The 16,945-nt window shown below is 61.6% G+C and carries 20 protein-coding genes; 9 read left to right on the top strand and 11 right to left on the bottom strand.

The window, feature by feature from the left end:
- Positions 1-22 precede the first annotated feature (22 nt).
- The 8 genes from ACA054_RS21350 to ACA054_RS21315 all read right to left on the bottom strand — a co-directional run bounded on the left by ACA054_RS21350 (position 23) and on the right by ACA054_RS21315 (position 3,931).
- Positions 23-1,024, bottom strand: a complete 1,002-nt coding sequence (locus ACA054_RS21350) for a glycosyl transferase family protein (RefSeq protein ID WP_497686045.1) — start codon at positions 1,022-1,024, stop codon at positions 23-25.
- Complete coding sequence (locus ACA054_RS21345; protein WP_008062047.1) at positions 1,021-1,356, bottom strand: TusE/DsrC/DsvC family sulfur relay protein; 336 nt, start codon at positions 1,354-1,356, stop codon at positions 1,021-1,023. Before ACA054_RS21345 ends, ACA054_RS21350 begins: the two co-directional genes overlap by 4 nt.
- Positions 1,353-1,646 (bottom strand): sulfurtransferase complex subunit TusB, encoded by a 294-nt coding sequence (tusB, locus tag ACA054_RS21340; protein ID WP_497686044.1) that lies wholly within the window; start codon positions 1,644-1,646, stop codon positions 1,353-1,355. The genes ACA054_RS21345 and tusB overlap by 4 nt, the downstream gene beginning before the upstream one ends.
- A complete protein-coding gene (tusC, locus tag ACA054_RS21335; protein WP_497686043.1) occupies positions 1,646-2,008 on the bottom strand; it encodes a sulfurtransferase complex subunit TusC in 363 nt (120 codons plus the stop codon). The genes tusB and tusC overlap by 1 nt, the downstream gene beginning before the upstream one ends.
- A 1-nt stretch (position 2,009) precedes the next feature.
- Positions 2,010-2,402, bottom strand: a complete 393-nt coding sequence (gene tusD / locus ACA054_RS21330) for a sulfurtransferase complex subunit TusD (protein WP_497690355.1) — start codon at positions 2,400-2,402, stop codon at positions 2,010-2,012.
- Positions 2,403-2,602: 200 nt separating this feature from the next.
- Positions 2,603-3,307: a YoaK family protein gene (locus ACA054_RS21325; RefSeq protein WP_497686042.1), complete on the bottom strand. Its 705-nt coding sequence runs from the start codon at positions 3,305-3,307 to the stop codon at positions 2,603-2,605.
- Between the two features lie 25 nt (positions 3,308-3,332).
- Positions 3,333-3,662 (bottom strand): DUF6388 family protein, encoded by a 330-nt coding sequence (locus ACA054_RS21320; protein WP_497686041.1) that lies wholly within the window; start codon positions 3,660-3,662, stop codon positions 3,333-3,335.
- Between the two features lie 20 nt (positions 3,663-3,682).
- Positions 3,683-3,931 (bottom strand): hypothetical protein, encoded by a 249-nt coding sequence (locus tag ACA054_RS21315; protein ID WP_034146936.1) that lies wholly within the window; start codon positions 3,929-3,931, stop codon positions 3,683-3,685.
- Positions 3,932-4,080: 149 nt separating this feature from the next.
- Between ACA054_RS21315 and ACA054_RS21310 the strand changes: the two genes are divergently transcribed.
- On the top strand, positions 4,081-4,431 hold the full coding sequence (locus ACA054_RS21310; RefSeq protein WP_497686040.1) for a hypothetical protein: 351 nt from the start codon (positions 4,081-4,083) through the stop codon (positions 4,429-4,431).
- Between the two features lie 136 nt (positions 4,432-4,567).
- On the opposite strand, the gene ACA054_RS21305 is transcribed toward ACA054_RS21310, so the two are convergent.
- Complete coding sequence (locus ACA054_RS21305) at positions 4,568-4,993, bottom strand: GNAT family N-acetyltransferase (RefSeq protein WP_497686039.1); 426 nt, start codon at positions 4,991-4,993, stop codon at positions 4,568-4,570.
- A gap of 145 nt (positions 4,994-5,138) precedes the next feature.
- Here ACA054_RS21305 and ACA054_RS21300 point away from each other — a divergent pair, with 145 nt between their 5' ends.
- Positions 5,139-5,576: a hemerythrin domain-containing protein gene (locus ACA054_RS21300; RefSeq protein ID WP_497686038.1), complete on the top strand. Its 438-nt coding sequence runs from the start codon at positions 5,139-5,141 to the stop codon at positions 5,574-5,576.
- A gap of 109 nt (positions 5,577-5,685) precedes the next feature.
- Here ACA054_RS21300 and ACA054_RS21295 read toward each other — a convergent pair whose 3' ends face one another.
- Entirely contained in the window at positions 5,686-6,198 is a 513-nt protein-coding gene (locus ACA054_RS21295) for a methylated-DNA--[protein]-cysteine S-methyltransferase (protein ID WP_497686037.1), read from the bottom strand.
- 135 nt (positions 6,199-6,333) lie between these two features.
- On the opposite strand from ACA054_RS21295, the gene ggt reads away from it, so the two are divergent.
- Together ggt and ACA054_RS21285 are read left to right on the top strand one after the other, a co-directional pair.
- A complete protein-coding gene (gene ggt, locus ACA054_RS21290; RefSeq protein WP_497686036.1) occupies positions 6,334-8,061 on the top strand; it encodes a gamma-glutamyltransferase in 1,728 nt (575 codons plus the stop codon).
- Positions 8,062-8,123: 62 nt separating this feature from the next.
- The gene (locus ACA054_RS21285) at positions 8,124-8,657 is read left to right on the top strand and encodes a cysteine hydrolase family protein (protein ID WP_497686035.1); all 534 of its coding nucleotides are present in this window, start codon (positions 8,124-8,126) and stop codon (positions 8,655-8,657) included.
- A gap of 122 nt (positions 8,658-8,779) precedes the next feature.
- On the opposite strand, the gene ACA054_RS21280 is transcribed toward ACA054_RS21285, so the two are convergent.
- Positions 8,780-9,682, bottom strand: a complete 903-nt coding sequence (locus ACA054_RS21280) for a LysR family transcriptional regulator (protein WP_497686034.1) — start codon at positions 9,680-9,682, stop codon at positions 8,780-8,782.
- 199 nt (positions 9,683-9,881) lie between these two features.
- Between ACA054_RS21280 and ACA054_RS21275 the strand changes: the two genes are divergently transcribed.
- From ACA054_RS21275 to ACA054_RS21255, 5 genes are all read left to right on the top strand, one after another.
- The gene (locus tag ACA054_RS21275; protein WP_497686033.1) at positions 9,882-11,384 is read left to right on the top strand and encodes a purine-cytosine permease family protein; all 1,503 of its coding nucleotides are present in this window, start codon (positions 9,882-9,884) and stop codon (positions 11,382-11,384) included.
- A complete protein-coding gene (locus ACA054_RS21270) occupies positions 11,381-12,226 on the top strand; it encodes a nitrilase-related carbon-nitrogen hydrolase (protein ID WP_497686032.1) in 846 nt (281 codons plus the stop codon). The genes ACA054_RS21275 and ACA054_RS21270 overlap by 4 nt, the downstream gene beginning before the upstream one ends.
- Positions 12,227-12,325: 99 nt before the next feature.
- Positions 12,326-13,324, top strand: coding sequence for a helix-turn-helix transcriptional regulator (locus tag ACA054_RS21265; RefSeq protein WP_497690354.1), 999 nt, complete (start codon positions 12,326-12,328; stop codon positions 13,322-13,324).
- 136 nt (positions 13,325-13,460) lie between these two features.
- Positions 13,461-15,308, top strand: coding sequence for an amidohydrolase (locus ACA054_RS21260; protein WP_497686031.1), 1,848 nt, complete (start codon positions 13,461-13,463; stop codon positions 15,306-15,308).
- 145 nt (positions 15,309-15,453) lie between these two features.
- Entirely contained in the window at positions 15,454-16,860 is a 1,407-nt protein-coding gene (locus tag ACA054_RS21255; RefSeq protein WP_497686030.1) for a purine-cytosine permease family protein, read from the top strand.
- Positions 16,861-16,945: the final 85 nt, after the last annotated feature.

Genomic DNA, 16,945 nt, shown 5'->3' with positions numbered 1-16,945 from the left:
AAGTTTGCAGGGTTATGATCGATTAAATCGATTTGTCCCGCGCATCCCAGTAATGCTGGGCGGTCTCGAACGCTTGCTCGCGGGTCTGGCCGAGACCGCGTAAAGCCAGGGCCATGGTCGAGATCAGGGCCATTTGCGGGTAACTGTCCACCACATCGCCGCGCCATACCGCCTTGAGATGCCCAGGTTCCAGACTGGCGGGTTTGACGTGGCGCTGACTCGACAGTTGCGGCCACTCTTCATCCCAGCTCTCGCCGCCGCTGGTGCCGTATAAGTGACTGTCGGCGTCGGGGTTGATCTCGATCTCACCGCCATCGCCCTTGACCACGATCGCGGTGTCGCCGAGCAAGCCGCTGGCATCGCGATGCACCGCCTGGTAACCGGGGTGGAAGATGCTTTGCAGGCCGCAACGGGCGCCCAGCGGGTTGAGGATTCGCGCCAGCGAGTGGATCGGCGAGCGCAGGCCGAGGGTGTTGCGCAGGTCGATCATGCGTTGCAGTTGCGGCGCCCAGTCCACCAACGGCATGAAGGCCAGGCCGCCGTTGTCCAGCGCCACGCCCACCTGCTGCCAGTCGCGGCACAACGGGATGTTCAGCTCATCCAGCAATTGTTCGCTGTAGAGCCGACCCGCAGTGTGCGCGCCGCCGCCGTGCATGAAGACCCGCACGCCGTTCTGCGCCAGGCACTTGGCCGCCAGCAGGTACCACGGCAGATGACGTTTTTTGCCGGCATAGGTCGGCCAGTCCAGATCGACGGCCAATGCCGGTGGATTCAGGCGTTCACGCAAGGCTTCCGTGAACCCGGCCATTTCCTCGGCGCTTTCTTCCTTGTGGCGCAACAGCATCAGGAAGGCGCCGAGCTGGGTGTCCTCGACCTTGTCGTCAAGCACCATGCCCATGGCGGCGCGGGCTTCTTCACGCGTCAGGTCGCGGGCACCGCGCTTGCCTTTGCCGAGGATGCGCACGAATTGGGCGAACGGGTGCTCGGCAGGCGTTTCGAGGGTCAGCGCAGGGAAGTCGGTCATAAGCAATTCGTCGGTTTGGGCAGGCCCGCCAGTTTCGCGGCGAGTTTGGCAGGGGTGCCTTTGAACAGTCGGTTCAGGTGCAGGCTGTTGCCTTTGTCCGGGCCGAGTTTCAATGCGGTGTACTTGATCAGCGGCCGGGTGGCCGGCGACAGCTGGAATTCAGCGTAGAAGCTGCGCAGCAGTTCGAGAATTTCCCAGTGCTCGGGGCTCAACTCGATGTCTTCGGCGGCGGCCAGGGCACTGGCGACGTCCGCCGACCAGTCACTGAGCTCCAGCAGAAAACCGTCCTTGTCCAGTTCGATGGCGCGCGCGCCGACCGTCAATACATTCATAGCCAGCTGTTGACCTTGTCGTGGCGGATCGACAGTTCGACGAAGGCCGGATAATCGACAACCGTTGCCCAGTCCGGAACATCGATAGCCCGGGCTTGGGCATCTTCGGCCAGAACGTAGAGTGTCAGGCCGCGAGCATTCAGCGCCGTGAAGGGTGCGGTGCCCGGCTGCAGGGCATAGGCCGCGTCACCGCACAGCAGCAGCGCGTCGTGGGTACCGATCACGCGCAGGCAACTGTTCAGGCGGTCGTCGCCGAACGGGGAATGAGACAACACATGCAAAGTCGACATCAGAGGGTGATCACCTGGTCGTAACGGTCAATGAGTGCAGTGATTTCGTGGGCGGCCAACACTTGGGCTTCCTCCAGCGCCAGGGCACCAGGGTCCAGGCCATGTTCGGCAGCGCTGTCGGCACAGACAAACAGTTCTTCAACACCGAACATCGGCAGTGCCTGCAGGTTGGCGCTCAGGTCTTTCTGTTGCAGGAACTTGGCGTCCTGATGCGTGGCGAGCTGGAACACGCCGTCGTCGAGAAACAGCAGGCCGATCGGCAGATCGAAGGCGCCGCCCGCCAGGACGATGTCCAGCGCTTCCCGCGCGCCCGGACCGGACCAAGGCGATTGGCGGCTGATGATCAGTAAGGATTTGGCCATCTCACGCACCTCCGAAGCAGATCAGGCGGTCAGCGTCCTGCACCGCGTCATGCAACTGGCCGAGGCCGGACAATTCCCACGGCGCGCCGACGGCGACAGCCTCGCGCTGATAGCGCTCGGCTTCTTCCTCGTTCAACACCCCACGGCGCAAGGCGGCGGCGATGCACACCACGCCATCCAGTCGGTTTTCGCTGACGAAGGCGCGCCATTGCCTGGGCAGATCCAGCTCGTCCTGGGGAGTGACCACACTGGCGGACGCGTTGTACACGCCATCCTGATAGAAAAACAGCCGGACAATCTCATGCCCGCCGGCGAGCAGCGCCTGGGCGAACAGCAAGGCGCGGCGCGAGGAGGGCGCATGGGCGGCGGAAAACACGGCGATGGCGAACTTCATGGCGGACTCGATCAGCGAAACTGCGGCCATGATAAAGCTTTATCAGCGGGGCGGCTAAATCGATGTTGTCTGAGCGGGCCCCTTCGCGAGCAGGCTCGCTCCCACAATGGATCCGTGTCAAATACAAAACTGGAATCCCCCACAAAACCCCTGTGGGAGCGAGCCTGCTCGCGAAGGGGCCCGTTCAGGCAGCACAAGAATCAGCGGGGCATATACCCCAACTGCCAACGCCGCGGGATCTTCAACGACAACAACCCCAGCACCGCAGCCAGCAAGCCGCTGGCAAACAGCGCCTTGAGCCCAAAGTGATGTTCCAGCACCGCACCCAGTACCGCGCCAGCGAACATGCCGGTCCAGGGAATCAGTTGCACACGCCAACCGCTGCGGCGCTCGCCGAGCATCCAGCGCCCCAGCCCGCGGCCGAAGCGTGACAGGGCGCCGGTGACATAAGTCAGGCCGACCGGCAGGCCGTTGACCTCTTCCACGGCGGCATTGAGCATGCCCATGGCGATAATTGCCGCCAGCAGGGCGGGCAGTTGCGAGTCATAGGGCCAGGCCGCGGCGGCGCAGAGAAGCGCGGCGATGCACAGCAACAAGGGCAGGGCCCGGCGCCCGCCCAGGCGGCTGACGATAATGCCCAGCGCATTGCCGACAATGAAGGTGGCGATGAGGATCACCAGGCGCAGGGTCAACCCCAGGTCGCCGGCACTGATGGCGACGGCCATCCGGGTGGTGTTGCCGCTCATGAACGAAACGAAATCGCCGCTGGCCATGAAGCCGATGGCGTCGGTCATGCCGGCCAGCACCGAGAGCATGGCCACCAGGCTCAGGCCGATGCGCCCGCGCCATTTTTGCATGTGCAGGTGTCCGGGGCTGGCGTGGGTCCTGGAAGCGGAAGGCAGCATCGGCGATGACGTCCTCGAGCGGTGGTCAGGGGGTTATCCCGTACAGGTCGCAATACTCCAGCCATTCCATGCCGGCCATTTCCGCGACTTCCCTGTGTACTTCCAGACGCTGGGCCTGATAGTCCTCGGGTGTGCCGGCGGTCAGTTGCAGCGTCAGCTCCCAGGCAAACAATCCAAGGCGCTCGGCTTCGGCTTCAAAGGCCTCATGCAAACGCTCATCGCGAAACTGCGCGAGGGTTTCACCCTTGGCCTGGGCCAGCAGCGGGTTGAGGTGGTCGAGCTCGTCGCGCAGTTCGGGACGTTCGTCGAGAAACTTGTTCAGTGCCTGTTCGTGTTGCAACTCGGATGCCGCCATGGTCACTCCTTGAGAACAGATTACGAAGACTGTTTTTTGCTGGCCTTGGCCGCTGCCGCCAGACACTCGAGGGCGAACTGCTCGGTATAGGTCATCTGGATCGGCGTGGTTTCGCCTTTGACGGTTCTTTCGCCGTCGAGGATGTAACGAATCCGCTTGTCGGTGACGCCGATTCGCTTGGCGATCCAGGAAGGTGTCTGACCGATCTGGCTGATCAGCTTGTCGGCGTATTCAGTGGTCGGTTTGTAAAACTCGGCGTTGGGTGTCATGGGGCTTCCAGTGAAAGGTGCAATACAGCGATATTTGGCGCGACAGGGTGCGCGAATCGTCACGCGCTGTCGCGGTATAAATGAAGTAAAGCAGAACGATACGCGCTGCCACGGTGATACAGTCCGCTTTTTCCTGATGAGTGAATGCAATGCGAATTCTGATGGTGGCGCTGGCCGTTACCTTGCTGGCGGGATGCGCGGGCTCGGCGATGAACGATGCTCGTACCAAGGCCCCGTACAAGACCCTCAACTCCGACAAGCCGGCAAAAGACGTCGCCCAATGCGTGCAGTTTTCCTGGCAGGACGAAGCGGTGTTCGGTGTCGATGCTGCCGCGTACCTGGAGCCTGGAGAGAAGGGTAGCACCACCGTCTACACCCGCTCGGCGGAGTCTTTTGTCGATGTGACCACTGATGCCTCGGGCACCGTATTGAGTTACTACGCGCAGCAGGACGACTTCGTCGCCAAGCGCCGCCTTGCGGCGTTGGCCACCTGCCTCTGATTTCACGCTGTACCCCCCCTGTAGGAGCGAGCATGCTCGCGATGGACTTCCGGGCGCCGCTGGGTATCTGGCTCCCCGCGTTATCGTTAACGTCCATCGCGAGCATGCTCGCTCCTACAGGGGGGGGCGTGGATAATCAGTAGCTCAGGCGCTTCTGGAAGAAGAAATGCTTGTACCCCGGCGGGTAGTCGGCGATGTGGCCGATCTCGCTGTAACCGCATTTCCTGTAAAACTCCGGTGCCTGGAATTCGAAGGTATCGAGCCACATTCCGACGCACTTCCTCTCCCGCGCCAGGTCTTCGGCCATCTGCATCAGCCGGGTGCCCATGCCCTGTCCCCGGGCCTGCTCCGGCACCGACAGCAGGTCGATGAACATCCACTGGTAAAACAACCGGGCGTAAAGGCCGCCGAGGATCACATCGTTTTCGTCGCGTACCAGCAGGGCAATCTGCTCGGGTACGGCGCCGTCGGCCTTCGAGGCATTGTAGGCCCGCAGCGGCAGCAGGATGGCCTGGCGCTCTTCTTCCGTGGGCGTGGGCGAAAACTCTATTCGCAGGTTCATGGCTATATCCTTATGGCTGTGAATCGGCAGCCTATCGTGGTTGCCACCATTGTTCCATCACCCTCACCGAGTGGAACCGTCGCCAACGCGCAGATGTCATTTATTGTGACGCGCCATTCCAGAGTGCGACCGATGAGGACATTCCGTGAATATTTTCGAAGCCTTGCGCGAAAGCCACGAGCGCCAACGCACTTACGCCAAAGCCCTGATCCGCACCAGCGGCGACACCCCTGAACGCGTCGAGGCGTACAAGCAGCTCAAGTCAGAACTGCAGGCTCACGAAACCGCTGAAGAACGACATTTCTATATCCCGCTGATGGAATTCGACAATGGCGTCGACCTGAGCCGTCACGCGATCGCCGAGCATCACGAGATGGATGAAATGATGGAAGAACTGGACGGAACCGAGATGTCCAGTCCGGCCTGGCTGGCGACGGCGAAGAAGTTGTCGGAGAAGGTTCACCACCATCTCGAGGAAGAAGAGCAGAAGTTCTTCCAGATGGCCGGCAAGTTGCTTGACGACAAGCAGAAAGAGTCGCTGGCGACTCAGTATGAAAAGGAATACAAGGCGCAGCTTGCTTGAGGAATGTAGGAGCGAGCCTGCTCGCGATGGACGTCAACGATGACGCGGGCATCCAGACAGGGCGCGTTATCGTTGACTTCCATCGCGAGCAGGCTCGCTCCCACAGGAATTAGAAGCCAGGGAGGCGCGCGGTTCCAGGCCATTGGCCGCCTTCCAGCGTGAGCAACTTTTGCTTCGCCTCCAGCCCCCCGGCAAACCCGGTCAATTTCCCCGACGCGCCAATCACCCGATGACAGGGCGCGATAATCGAAATCGGATTCTTGCCATTCGCCGCACCCACCGCCCGCACCGCGCTCGGGTTGCCGATTTGCTCGGCGATCTGGCTGTAGCTGCGGGTTTCGCCGAATGGAATGGTCAGCAAGGCCATCCAGACCTTCTTCTGAAATTCCGTCCCGGCAAAATCAAGTTCAAGCTCGAAAGACTGGCGTGTGCCAGCGAAGTATTCGCGCAGCTGTTGCGCGGTGCGCAGCAGGACCGGGTTGTCCGGCGCTTCGTTCATCGGGCCGAGGCGCACTCTGCCCGGTTTGTCATTTTCCCAGAGGATGGCAGCCAGACGTGAATCGTTCGCCACCAGCTTCAACTCGCCGACCGATGACGCCAGGGTGATGTAGGTGTAGGTCATGCCGCACGCATCGCCGAATTGCTGAACAGGTGTTAAGCATACTGCCTCGCCGGGGAGGCGCAATACGCAATCCCGACCATACTGCCTACTGCTCTTGAAGCGTTTTCCTACTTTAAAACAAAAAGAGACCGACTCATGAAGTACGAACCTTTTGCCAAATCGCTGATTGCGACCTCGTTGGCGCTCAGCTGCCTGATGGCCCATGCGGCCTCCGTGGCTCCGGTCGCGGCCGAAAACGGCATGGTGGTCACCGCCCAGCACCTGGCCAGCCATGTCGGCGTGGATGTGCTGAAGAACGGTGGCAACGCGGTCGACGCTGCTGTTGCGGTGGGTTACGCGCTGGCGGTGGTGTATCCCGCGGCGGGTAACCTGGGTGGTGGCGGTTTCATGACCATTCAACTGGCCGACGGGCGCAAGACCTTCCTCGACTTCCGTGAAAAAGCCCCGCTGGCCGCCACCGCTGACATGTACCTGGACAAGGCGGGCAACGTCGTCCCCGACCTCAGTACTCGCGGCCACCTGGCGGTTGGCGTACCGGGCACCGTGTCCGGCATGGAACTGGCGCTCTCCAAATACGGCACCAAACCGCGCAAGGAAGTGATCGCCCCGGCGATCAAACTGGCTGAAGACGGTTTCGTGCTGGAGCAGGGCGACGTCGAGTTGCTGGAGTACGCCACCGACGTGTTCAAGAAGGACATCAAGGATTCCGGCGCGATCTTCCTGAGCAACGGCGAGCCGATGCAGGTCGGGCAGAAACTGGTGCAGAAAGACCTCGGCAAAACCCTGCGGGAAATCTCCGAGAAAGGCGCCGACGGCTTCTACAAGGGCTGGGTGGCCGACGCCATCGTCACCTCCAGCCAGGCCAACAAGGGCATCATCGCCCAGGCCGACCTCGACAATTACAAGACCCGTGAACTGGCGCCGATCGAGTGCGACTACCGCGGCTACCATGTGGTCTCGGCACCGCCACCGAGCTCCGGTGGTGTGGTGATCTGCCAGATCATGAACATCCTCGAAGGCTATCCGATGAAGGACCTGGGCTACCACTCGGCCCAGGGCATGCACTACCAGATCGAAGCGATGCGCCACGCCTATGTGGACCGCAACAGCTACCTGGGCGACCCGGATTTCGTGAAAAATCCGATCGCCCACCTGCTCGACAAAAACTACGCGACCAAGCTGCGTGAAGCCATCCAGCCACAAAAGGCCGCTGTGTCCAGCGAGCTCAAACCCGGCGTGGCACCCCATGAGGGCAGCAACACCACCCATTACTCCATCGTCGACAAATGGGGCAACGCGGTGTCGGTGACCTACACCCTCAACGACTGGTTCGGGGCCGGGGTCATGGCCAGCAAGACCGGGGTCATCCTCAACGACGAAATGGACGATTTCACCTCGAAAATCGGCGTGCCGAACATGTACGGCCTGGTGCAGGGCGAGGCCAACGCCATCGCGCCCGGCAAGGCGCCGCTGTCGTCCATGAGCCCGACCATTGTCACCAAGGACGGCAAAGTGGTGATGGTGGTCGGCACCCCAGGTGGCAGCCGTATCATCACCGCGACCCTGCTGACCATGCTCAACGTGATCGACTACGGTATGAACATCCAGGAAGCGGTCGATGCACCGCGTTTCCACCAGCAATGGCTGCCGGAGGAAACCAACCTGGAGACCTTCACCACCAGCCCGGACACGGTGAAGATCCTCGAAAGCTGGGGCCACAAGTTTGCCGGTCCGCAGGATGCCAACCACCTGGCGGCGATCCTGGTGGGCGCACCGTCGCTGGAGGGCAAGCCGGTGGGCAAGAACCGTTTCTACGGGGCCAACGATCCGCGGCGTAATACCGGGTTGTCGCTGGGTTACTGAGTATTGTGTTTGAATGGGGACGGACCCGTCCCCTGATCCAATGACTTTGCAAGGAAGGAACCATGACCACTGCATTGCTGATTATCGATGTACAGCAAGCCCTGTGCGCAGGCGAGTACGAGTGCTTCGAGATAAAACGCGTCATCGAAACGATCAATGGCCTCAGTGCCCGGGCGAGAAAAGCCGGCGTTGCGGTGGTGTTGATCCAGCACGAAGAAGAGGGCGACCTTTTGAAGCACGGCGCTCCAGGCTGGCAACTGGCCGAAGGGCTGCACACTTCACCGGACGATCATCGCGTACGTAAAACCACCGGCGATTCGTTCTATCAGACAAACCTGCAGAACCTGGTGCCGGTACAAGACTTCGAACGCCTGGTCATCTGTGGCCTGCAAACCGATTACTGCGTGAATGCAACCCTGCGTCAGGCGCATCAACTGGGCTACGACGTGGTGCTGGCCGCCGACGCGCATTCAACCGTCGACAATGGCAATACCACTGCCGAAGACATCATTGCCGAACACAACAAGGATTGGGCCGATCTGAGCGGATCCGTGGCGCGGATCGATGTTATCCCGGCCAGTGAGATCCATTTCTGAATCCACCACAGTCCCTGTGGGAGCGAGCCTGCTCGCGAAGACGGCGTGTCAGCGAACATCAATGTTGATTGAAAGACCGCGTTCGCGAGCAGGCTCGATCCCACATGAATTGTTTGCCGTGTTCAAGGCGAGCCGAAGATTTCGATCAACTCATTCAAAAAAGCACTGACCAGATCCCGTTGCCGCGCCGAATGCCGCACCGCCGCGTGAAACCCGACCTCATAACGCAGCAACTGCGGATTGAGCGGATGCAACTGCCCGAGCTGTTCATGCCTGGCCGCATAATGCTGCGGCAGGAAGCCCAGGTGTTGACCGGACAGGATCAGCAGGGCGGCCCCGTCCATGCTGTCGGTGAGCACGGTCAAGCGTTCGATCGAGGTGGGCGCCGGCATTTCCGGCAAGGGGTGGCTCGGCCAGACCCAGTCATGGTGGCTGACATCCTCGCGGGTCAGCGCTCCCACCTGCTCGAACAGCGGATGCGACGGCGCGCAGTAGGCGATCTGGGTTTCCTGGAACAACGGGAAGTAGTCGATATTGGGCAAGCGATGCCAGAAATAACCGATCGCCAGATCGATATGGCCGTTGATGATTTTTTCTTCCAGTAGCGACGACGACAGCTCGGTGAAGTGAAAGTACAAACCCTCGTGCCGAGCCCTCAGGCGGGCAATGGCCAAACCGATCTTGGTGTTCGCCACCGGGTCGATCTGCCCCAGCAGGCCGACGTTGATGTTGCCCGAGACCTTGCGGTTGATGTGCTGCACCTCAACCCTGAAGCCCTCGGCGGCGGCCAGTAACCGCCGCGCCGCCTCGACGAACTGACCGCCCTTGGGCGTCACGGAAAATCCGCCGCGACCGCGTTCGCACAGGCGAAAACCCACCCGTGCCTCCAGCGTCGCCAGCTGCGCGCTGATGGTCGGTTGCGTGGTGTTGAGGGCGGTTTGCGCCGCCGAAATACCGCCGGCCTCGACCACCGTGAGAAATACCCGGATCAGGCGCAGATCCAGCTCCGTTACAGTTCCCAGCATGGGGGCTCCCGCTACTCGATTACATTGATGCCGATCTATGTGAACAGTGCGCCTTGGATATTTTAAGGCTGAGGCCAACGCCATACATTGCAGGGAAACCAGGGTCATCGTCAGCTTTTTCTGGAGTTTCACCTGATCCGGACGTCGATTCGACCGCTGCGCTCAAAACAAAAACAATCAACTGCATAGGAATCATCGTATGTCAGGGTCCCCACTTTCCGCGCACGCCACCGAGGCGAGCGGCGGGTTGGCCATCGAAGGCCACTCGATCGATTACATCCCGGAAAACGAACGTCACGCCAAACTCAGCAGCCAGGGACCGTTCTGGTTCCTCGGCAACTTCCATTTTTTCACCATCTCCATCGGTTTTGTCGGCCCCAGCCTTGGCTTGTCGGCGCTGTGGACCATGCTCGCCGGTGCGCTGGGCATCATGTTCGGCACGATCTTCATGGCCTTCCACGGCTCGCAAGGGCCGGAAATGGGCCTGCCGCAGATGATCCAGTCCCGTGCCCAGTTCGGCTATCGCGGGGTGATCCTGGCGTTGATGGCGACGATGTTTGTGTTCGTCGGTTTCAACGTGGTGAACGTGTCGCTGATCATGAACGGGCTGGAGCATGTGTTTGGCATCGACCCGACCATCGTCGCCGTGGCCGTGGTGCTGATCGGCGCGCTGCTCTCGATCTACGGTCACGATCTGATGCACAAAGCCTTCAAGTGGGCGCTGCTGGCAACGCTGCCGTTGTATGCCCTGGTCACCATCGCCCTGATGTTCGGCGCGGGTTCCGAGGGCGTCACGCCGGCCACCGACCTGGGCTTCAGCTGGATCGCCTTCGCCACCCTGTTCGCCATTGGCGCCAGCTACAACATTTCCTATGCGCCCTATGTTTCCGACTATTCCCGCTACCTGCCGAAAAACACCAGCCGGCCGAAACTGATCGCGGCGATATTTATCGGCGCGTCGTTGTCGGGCAGCTGGATGATCGGCCTGGGTGCCTGGCTCGCCCAGGAATTGAAAGCGGTGGACGCACTGGTGGCGTTGAACCAGGTGGGCTCTTCGATGATTCCCGGGTTGGGCAATGTGCTGGTGGTGGTGTCGGTAGCTGGTTTTCTGCCGATCATCGCGCTCAACACCTACAGCGCCATGTTGACGCTGCTGACCGGCGTCGATTCGATCAGCAAGATCACCCCGTCACCCCGCGCCCGGGTGCTGTCGATCAGCGCCATCAGCGTCATCCTGTTGACCTGCGTACTGTCGATCAAAGGTGACGGTATCGCGCTGCTGAACACCTTTCTCGTGTTGCTGTTGTACTTCCTCGTACCCTGGACCGCCGTCAACCTGGTGGACTATTTCTTCGTGCGCAAAGGTAGATACGCGATTCCGCATTTCTTCACGCCGAAGGGCATCTATGGCGCCTGGCAATTTCGCGGCATCGTTGCGTACCTGATCGGCTTTGCCGCCATGGTGCCGTTCTTCTACATCTTCGATGCGGCGGCCGGCAAGGAAGTGTTCGTCGGTCCACTGGCGCGCCTGCTCGAGGGTGTCGACATTGCCTGGCTGGTGGGCCTGGTGGTGTCGGGCCTGACTTACTACATCCTGAGCCGCTCGCTGGACCTGGCCTCCGAACGCCGGGTTATCGACTCGATCACTGAGCACGACATCGTCGCCATGGCCGCCCATTCATCTGCGGAGACGGTGCGTTGAATAGTGCAAAAAATACCTTGGTCGCCTGCTGCCAACTGGCACCGAAAATCGGCGACCTCGCTTACAACCGCACCCTGACCGAGCGCGCGATTCGCTCGGCAGCGCTGCAGGGTGCACAGGTCGTGGTGTTGCCGGAACTGGTGCAAAGCGGCTACCTGTTTGCCGACCGCGCGGAGGCGCTGGCCCTGGCGGAAACCGCCGAGGGTCCGACCTTGCGCCTGTGGCAGGCATTGGCCGTTGAATTGAACGTCGTCATCGTCGGCGGATTCTGCGAGCGCCTGGCTGATAATGAACTGGCTAACAGCGCGGCGCTGATCGATGCCCAGGGCGTGCGCGCGGTGTATCGCAAGGCGCACCTGTGGGATGCGGAAAAGGACATCTTCAGCGCCGGCAATGCCGCGCCGCCGGTGATCGAAACGGTCCACGGGCGAATCGGCATGCTGATCTGCTACGACCTGGAGTTCCCCGAGTGGGTACGCCTGCCGGCGCTGGCCGGTGCCGACCTGCTCTGTGCGCCGGTCAACTGGCCCGACGGCCCGCGACCGCAGACCGAGCGCCCGGCGGAAGTTTTGCGGGTGCAGGCCAATGCCTCGGTGAACCGCATGTTTATCGCCGCCTGTGACCGCTATGGTCACGAGCGTGGGGTGAGTTGGGTACAAGGTTCGGTGATCGTCGACGCCGACGGTTACCCGTTGGCCGGGCCGGCGGAGCAGGGTGGCGAACAGATTCTTTTGGCGACCCTGAACCTGGCCGAGGCGCGTAACAAGCGCATCAGTGAGCGCAATGACCTGCACCGGGACCGGCGGCCGTCGCTGTATGACTTGAGCAGTGTGGTGCAATGAAAACCCCTGGAACTCATCCACAACTCGCCCGCTAGACGCCATCGCGGCGCCTGTGGCATGGTCGAAACCACAGACCATGCAGTGAACAGGATCGGCAAGATGGAGCAGGGCAATCAGGGCGGCGTCGACACCTCGCTGCAGGCGTTCAACCGTTGCGTGTTGCACCTGGGGCGCCTGGCGCGAGAGCGCGGTGCCGCCGAATTCATCGCCGACGGCTTGCAGGCGTTGCGCCAACTGGTGCCCTTCACCTCGGCGTGGTGGGGCGAGATGTCCACCTCGGTCGCCAGCGCAGCGCCGCAAAGCTGGATGCACGGACGCATCAACCTGCCTGACTCGTTCGCCGGCGAATGGCAACGGAACGCCAGCAGCGACAGATTTTCCCATGACACCTTGAGTCGTCCCGGCGAGGTCATTCGCGACAGCGGCTTCAACGACCCCCACGCCGAAGTCGACGCCTTCGCCCGGCGCCATGATCTCTATCACCTGATGTGCATCACCTTCGAACTGCCGGAAAGCGGCCTGATGTTTTTCGTCTGCGTCTACCGTGGCGCTGATGCAACGGCTTTCAGCGACGGCGAGGCCGGTCTGTTTTCGGCGTTCTGCGATCACCTGTTGCAGCTGTGGCGTTTTCAGGTGCAGGACATGATCCGCGTCGACACCGGCAACGGCGCCAGCGACTTCGGGGTCGCGCGGCGCGACGGTGGTCTGCTCTACATCGGCGCCGGATTGTGCACGCTCATTCAACGGGAGGTGCCCGGCTGGAACGGCTCGACGCTGCCCGCCGAGGTCATCGCGCACTTGCCCAAGGCGCCCTGTGTCATGCGCCTGGGCCGCTCGGCACTGACCCTGAGCCCGAACGCCGAGCACGTCATCCTGTCGCTGGAAACGCAGCCACGCGGCGCAGTGCTGGCGCCCCGGGAGCGGACGGTGGCGATGCTGTTCGCTGCGGGTCACTCCTACAAGGAAATCGCCAAAATCCTGTCCCTGAGCCCGGCCACAGTGCGCACCTACCTGCGCAACTGTTATTTGCAATTGGGCGTGAAGAGCAAGGTTGAACTGGGTGCGGTGCTGCGTTCCGTCTGCGTAACGCCACTGTAGGACATTTGCCTTACCCCTCCTCATTTGCAGAGGTCCATTCGAGCGCCGCGCTCTATAGGGTATGCCCTGCATATCAAGGGCTTGCGCGGCAGTCTGCGCTCACCCTTGCAAAACTATAAAAACAGAGGTGAGGCCATTGAAATTGTCCAGGCTATTTATCGCCGTTGCCGGTGCGACGGCCGTGTCCTGCGTGGCGCTGGTGGGGTGCCAGACCCAAGGTTCAACAAGCGCCGACTTGGTCATGCGCAACGGTTATGTGTACACCGTCGACGGCAAGGATTCGGTGCAGCAGGCGGTCGCCGTCAAGGACGGGAAGATCGTGTATGTCGGCAGCGATGAGGGCGCTGCTTCTTACATCGGCACCCGGACGCAACTGATCGATCTGGCCGGGCGCATGCTGATGCCGGGCTTCATCGATGCGCACATGCATCCGGGGGACGGCGGTCGCGCCATGACGTTGTGCGACCTGAAGTACCAGACGATGACCCGCAAGGTGTTCCAGGAAACCATCCAGGCCTGCCTGGATGCGGACAAGGACAAGGGCCCTGACGTCTGGCTCGAAGTCGGCAGTTGGGATCGCATGGGCATGACCGGCCTCGATGGCGATGCCGACAAATCAACCCTCGATGCGCTCAAGACCCAGCGTCCGATCCAGGTACGCTCCACCGACTTCCACACCATGCTGCTCAACTCCCGCGGCCTCGCGGTGGCGGGCATCGACAAGCGCACGGCCAACCCCGGCGATGGCAAGTACGTGCGCGACAGTGCCGGCAATCCGACCGGTATTTGCGAGGACGGAGCGGCGGATACCATGGCCGCCGTGGTGCCGCCCGCCACCGATGCCGAGAAGCTGATCCAGAGCCGCGCCGCGCTCGACGCGATGCGCCAGCAGGGCATCACCAGTTTCTTCGATGCCTTGTCGGGAGCGGAGAGCGCCAAGGCGTTCACCACCCTCGCGCAGTCCGGCGAACTGACCGCCCGGGCCTTGCTCGCAATCAAGCTTGACCCGTCCGCCGCCACCGCAGACCCGGATAAAACCATCGCCGAGGCCAAGGCCCTTGCCAGCACCTACGACCAGGGCGAAGCCAAGGTCGCGCCGGGCGTGAGCATGCGTCACGTCAAGTTGTTCATGGACGGCATCATCAACGCGCCGGCCGATACCGGGGCGATGTTGACGCCGTATCTGCACAATGCCGGTACCGAGAAGACGCCGAAATGGACGCAGGGGAAAAACCGGGGCGAGCTGTATTTCCCGCCACAGGTACTCAATCCGCTGCTGCTCAAAGCCGTGCAGGCCGGTCTCGATCCGCACCTGCATGCCACCGGCGACCGCGCGGTACGCGACTCGCTCAACGGCATCGAATACGTGCGCCAGCAATTGCCCGGCAATCCATTCCGCCCGGCCATCACCCACGCCGAATCGGTGGACCCCGCCGATTACGGACGTTTCAAGGCGTTGGACGTGACGGCCAACATGTCGTTCCAGTGGGCGCAGCAGGCGCCGTCCACGGTGGATGGAACCAGCGATCATCTGGGTGCGGAGCGGTTTTCCCGCATGGAACCGTCGGGCAGCATCGCCCGCGCCGGCGGTCGGGTGGCGTATGGCAGCGACTGGCCGGTCGATCCGCTCGACGAGTTTCTCGCCCTGAAGATCGGCGTCACCCGCGCGGGCGATCCACAGAACCCGCACAGCTACGGCCCCAAATACGCCGGCAGGCTGAACGGCGACCCGGCGTTGTCCCGTGCCGACGTGCTGCGCACCATCACCTTGAACGCTGCCGAGCAGCTCAGGCTGGAAAACGTGACTGGATCGGTCGAAGTGGGCAAGTTTGCCGACCTGATCGTTCTGGACAAAAACTTCATGCAGGTGCCTGAAGACGAGCTGGGGCGCAATCAGGTGTTGATGACGCTGGTCGGCGGCAAGGTGGTGTGGGCCAAGGCGCCGTTTGTGGGGCAGGTGGCCGTTAACGAACAACAGAAATAACGCATTCCCCCCTGTAGGAGCCGGCTTGCTGGCGATGGCGGCGTTTCAATCAACATTGATGCGCCTGACACACCGCTATCGCCAGCAAGCCGGCTCCTACAGGGGGGTACGTGTATGCCTTCTATTTTTGAAGAGAACAAAAATAATGACCGATAGTCCACAACGAAGTCCCCTTATCGAAACCCGCTCGATCGATTACATCCCCGAAGCCGAGCGCCACGGCAGCCTCTACAGTCAGTTCACCTTGTGGCTCGGCGCCAACCTGCAGATCACCGCGATCGTCACCGGGGCGTTGGCCGTGGTGTTGGGTGGTGACGTGTTCTGGTCACTCATCGGCTTGCTGATTGGCCAGGTGCTGGGCGGGGCCGTGGTGGCGCTGCACGCAGCGCAAGGGCCGAAGCTCGGGCTGCCGCAGATGATCTCCAGCCGCGTGCAGTTCGGGGTGTACGGTGCGGCGATTCCGATTGTGCTGGTGTGCCTGATGTACCTTGGCTTCAGCGCCACCGGTGCGGTGTTGTCGGGGCAGGCGATTGCCCAATTGATCAGCGTCAGCGACAGCGCCGGTATCCTGATTTTCGCCGCGTGCATCGCGCTGCTGACGATGTTCGGTTACCGGGTGATCCACCTGGTCGGACGGGTCGCCAGCGTGCTGGGCGTCATCGCGTTCGTCTATCTGTTCACGCGCTTGATGAGCCTCAACGACATCGGCCTGTTGCTGGAAAACCGCCACTTCAGCTGGAGCACCTTCCTGCTGGCGGTGTCGCTTTCGGCTTCCTGGCAGATCGCCTTTGGCCCGTACGTGGCCGACTATTCGCGCTACTTGCCGAGCAAGACCTCATCCTGGAAAACCTTCACCGCCGTCGGCCTCGGCACCGTGTTGGGTGCCCAGGCGTCGATGGTGCTGGGGGTGTTTGCCGCGGCGTTGGCGGGGGCGAACTTTCGCGGTCATGAAGTGGCGACCATAGTCGGGCTGGGCAGTACCGGGGTGATGGCCTCCTTGCTGTACCTGAGCGTGGTGTTCGGCAAGGTCACGGTGTCGACCCTCAATGCCTATGGCAGCTTCATGTGCGTGGCCACCATCATCAGCGGCTTTCGCAGTCGCCTGGAAATCACCGCCGGCCAGCGCATGCTGTTCGTGCTGGTGATTGTCGCGGCGTCCACCACGCTTGCGCTGCTGGGCCAGTACTCGTTCCTCAACTCGTTCAAGTACTTCATCCTGTTCCTGCTGACGTTCTTCACCCCCTGGAGCGCGATCAACCTGGTGGATTACTACTTCATCAACAAGGAGCGTTATGACATCCCGGCATTGTCCGACCCGGCGGGGCGTTATGGCCGCTGGAACCTGCTGGGGATCAGCGTATATGTGATCGGCGTGTTGATCCAGCTGCCTTTCGTCGACACCCATTTCTATTCCGGAGCAATGGTCGCGCAACTCGGCGGCGTGGATATTTCCTGGATCGTCGGACTGGTGGTACCGGGAATCCTGTATTTCCTGCTGGCCAGGACATCGGCAGGGGTTGTGCCGGTTGCCGAAATCCAAAGACCTGAATAAGATACATCCGCAATCACATATCGCAAGAGCCGGCTTGCCGTGCTCCTGCGCAAAGCATTTTTTCGAACCGACACACAACGCTCTA

It is taken from the genome of Pseudomonas sp. LBUM1653 (assembly GCF_059716115.1).
Note: the sequence above shows the minus strand (reverse complement) of the source record. Positions and strands in the feature narration are given on the sequence as shown.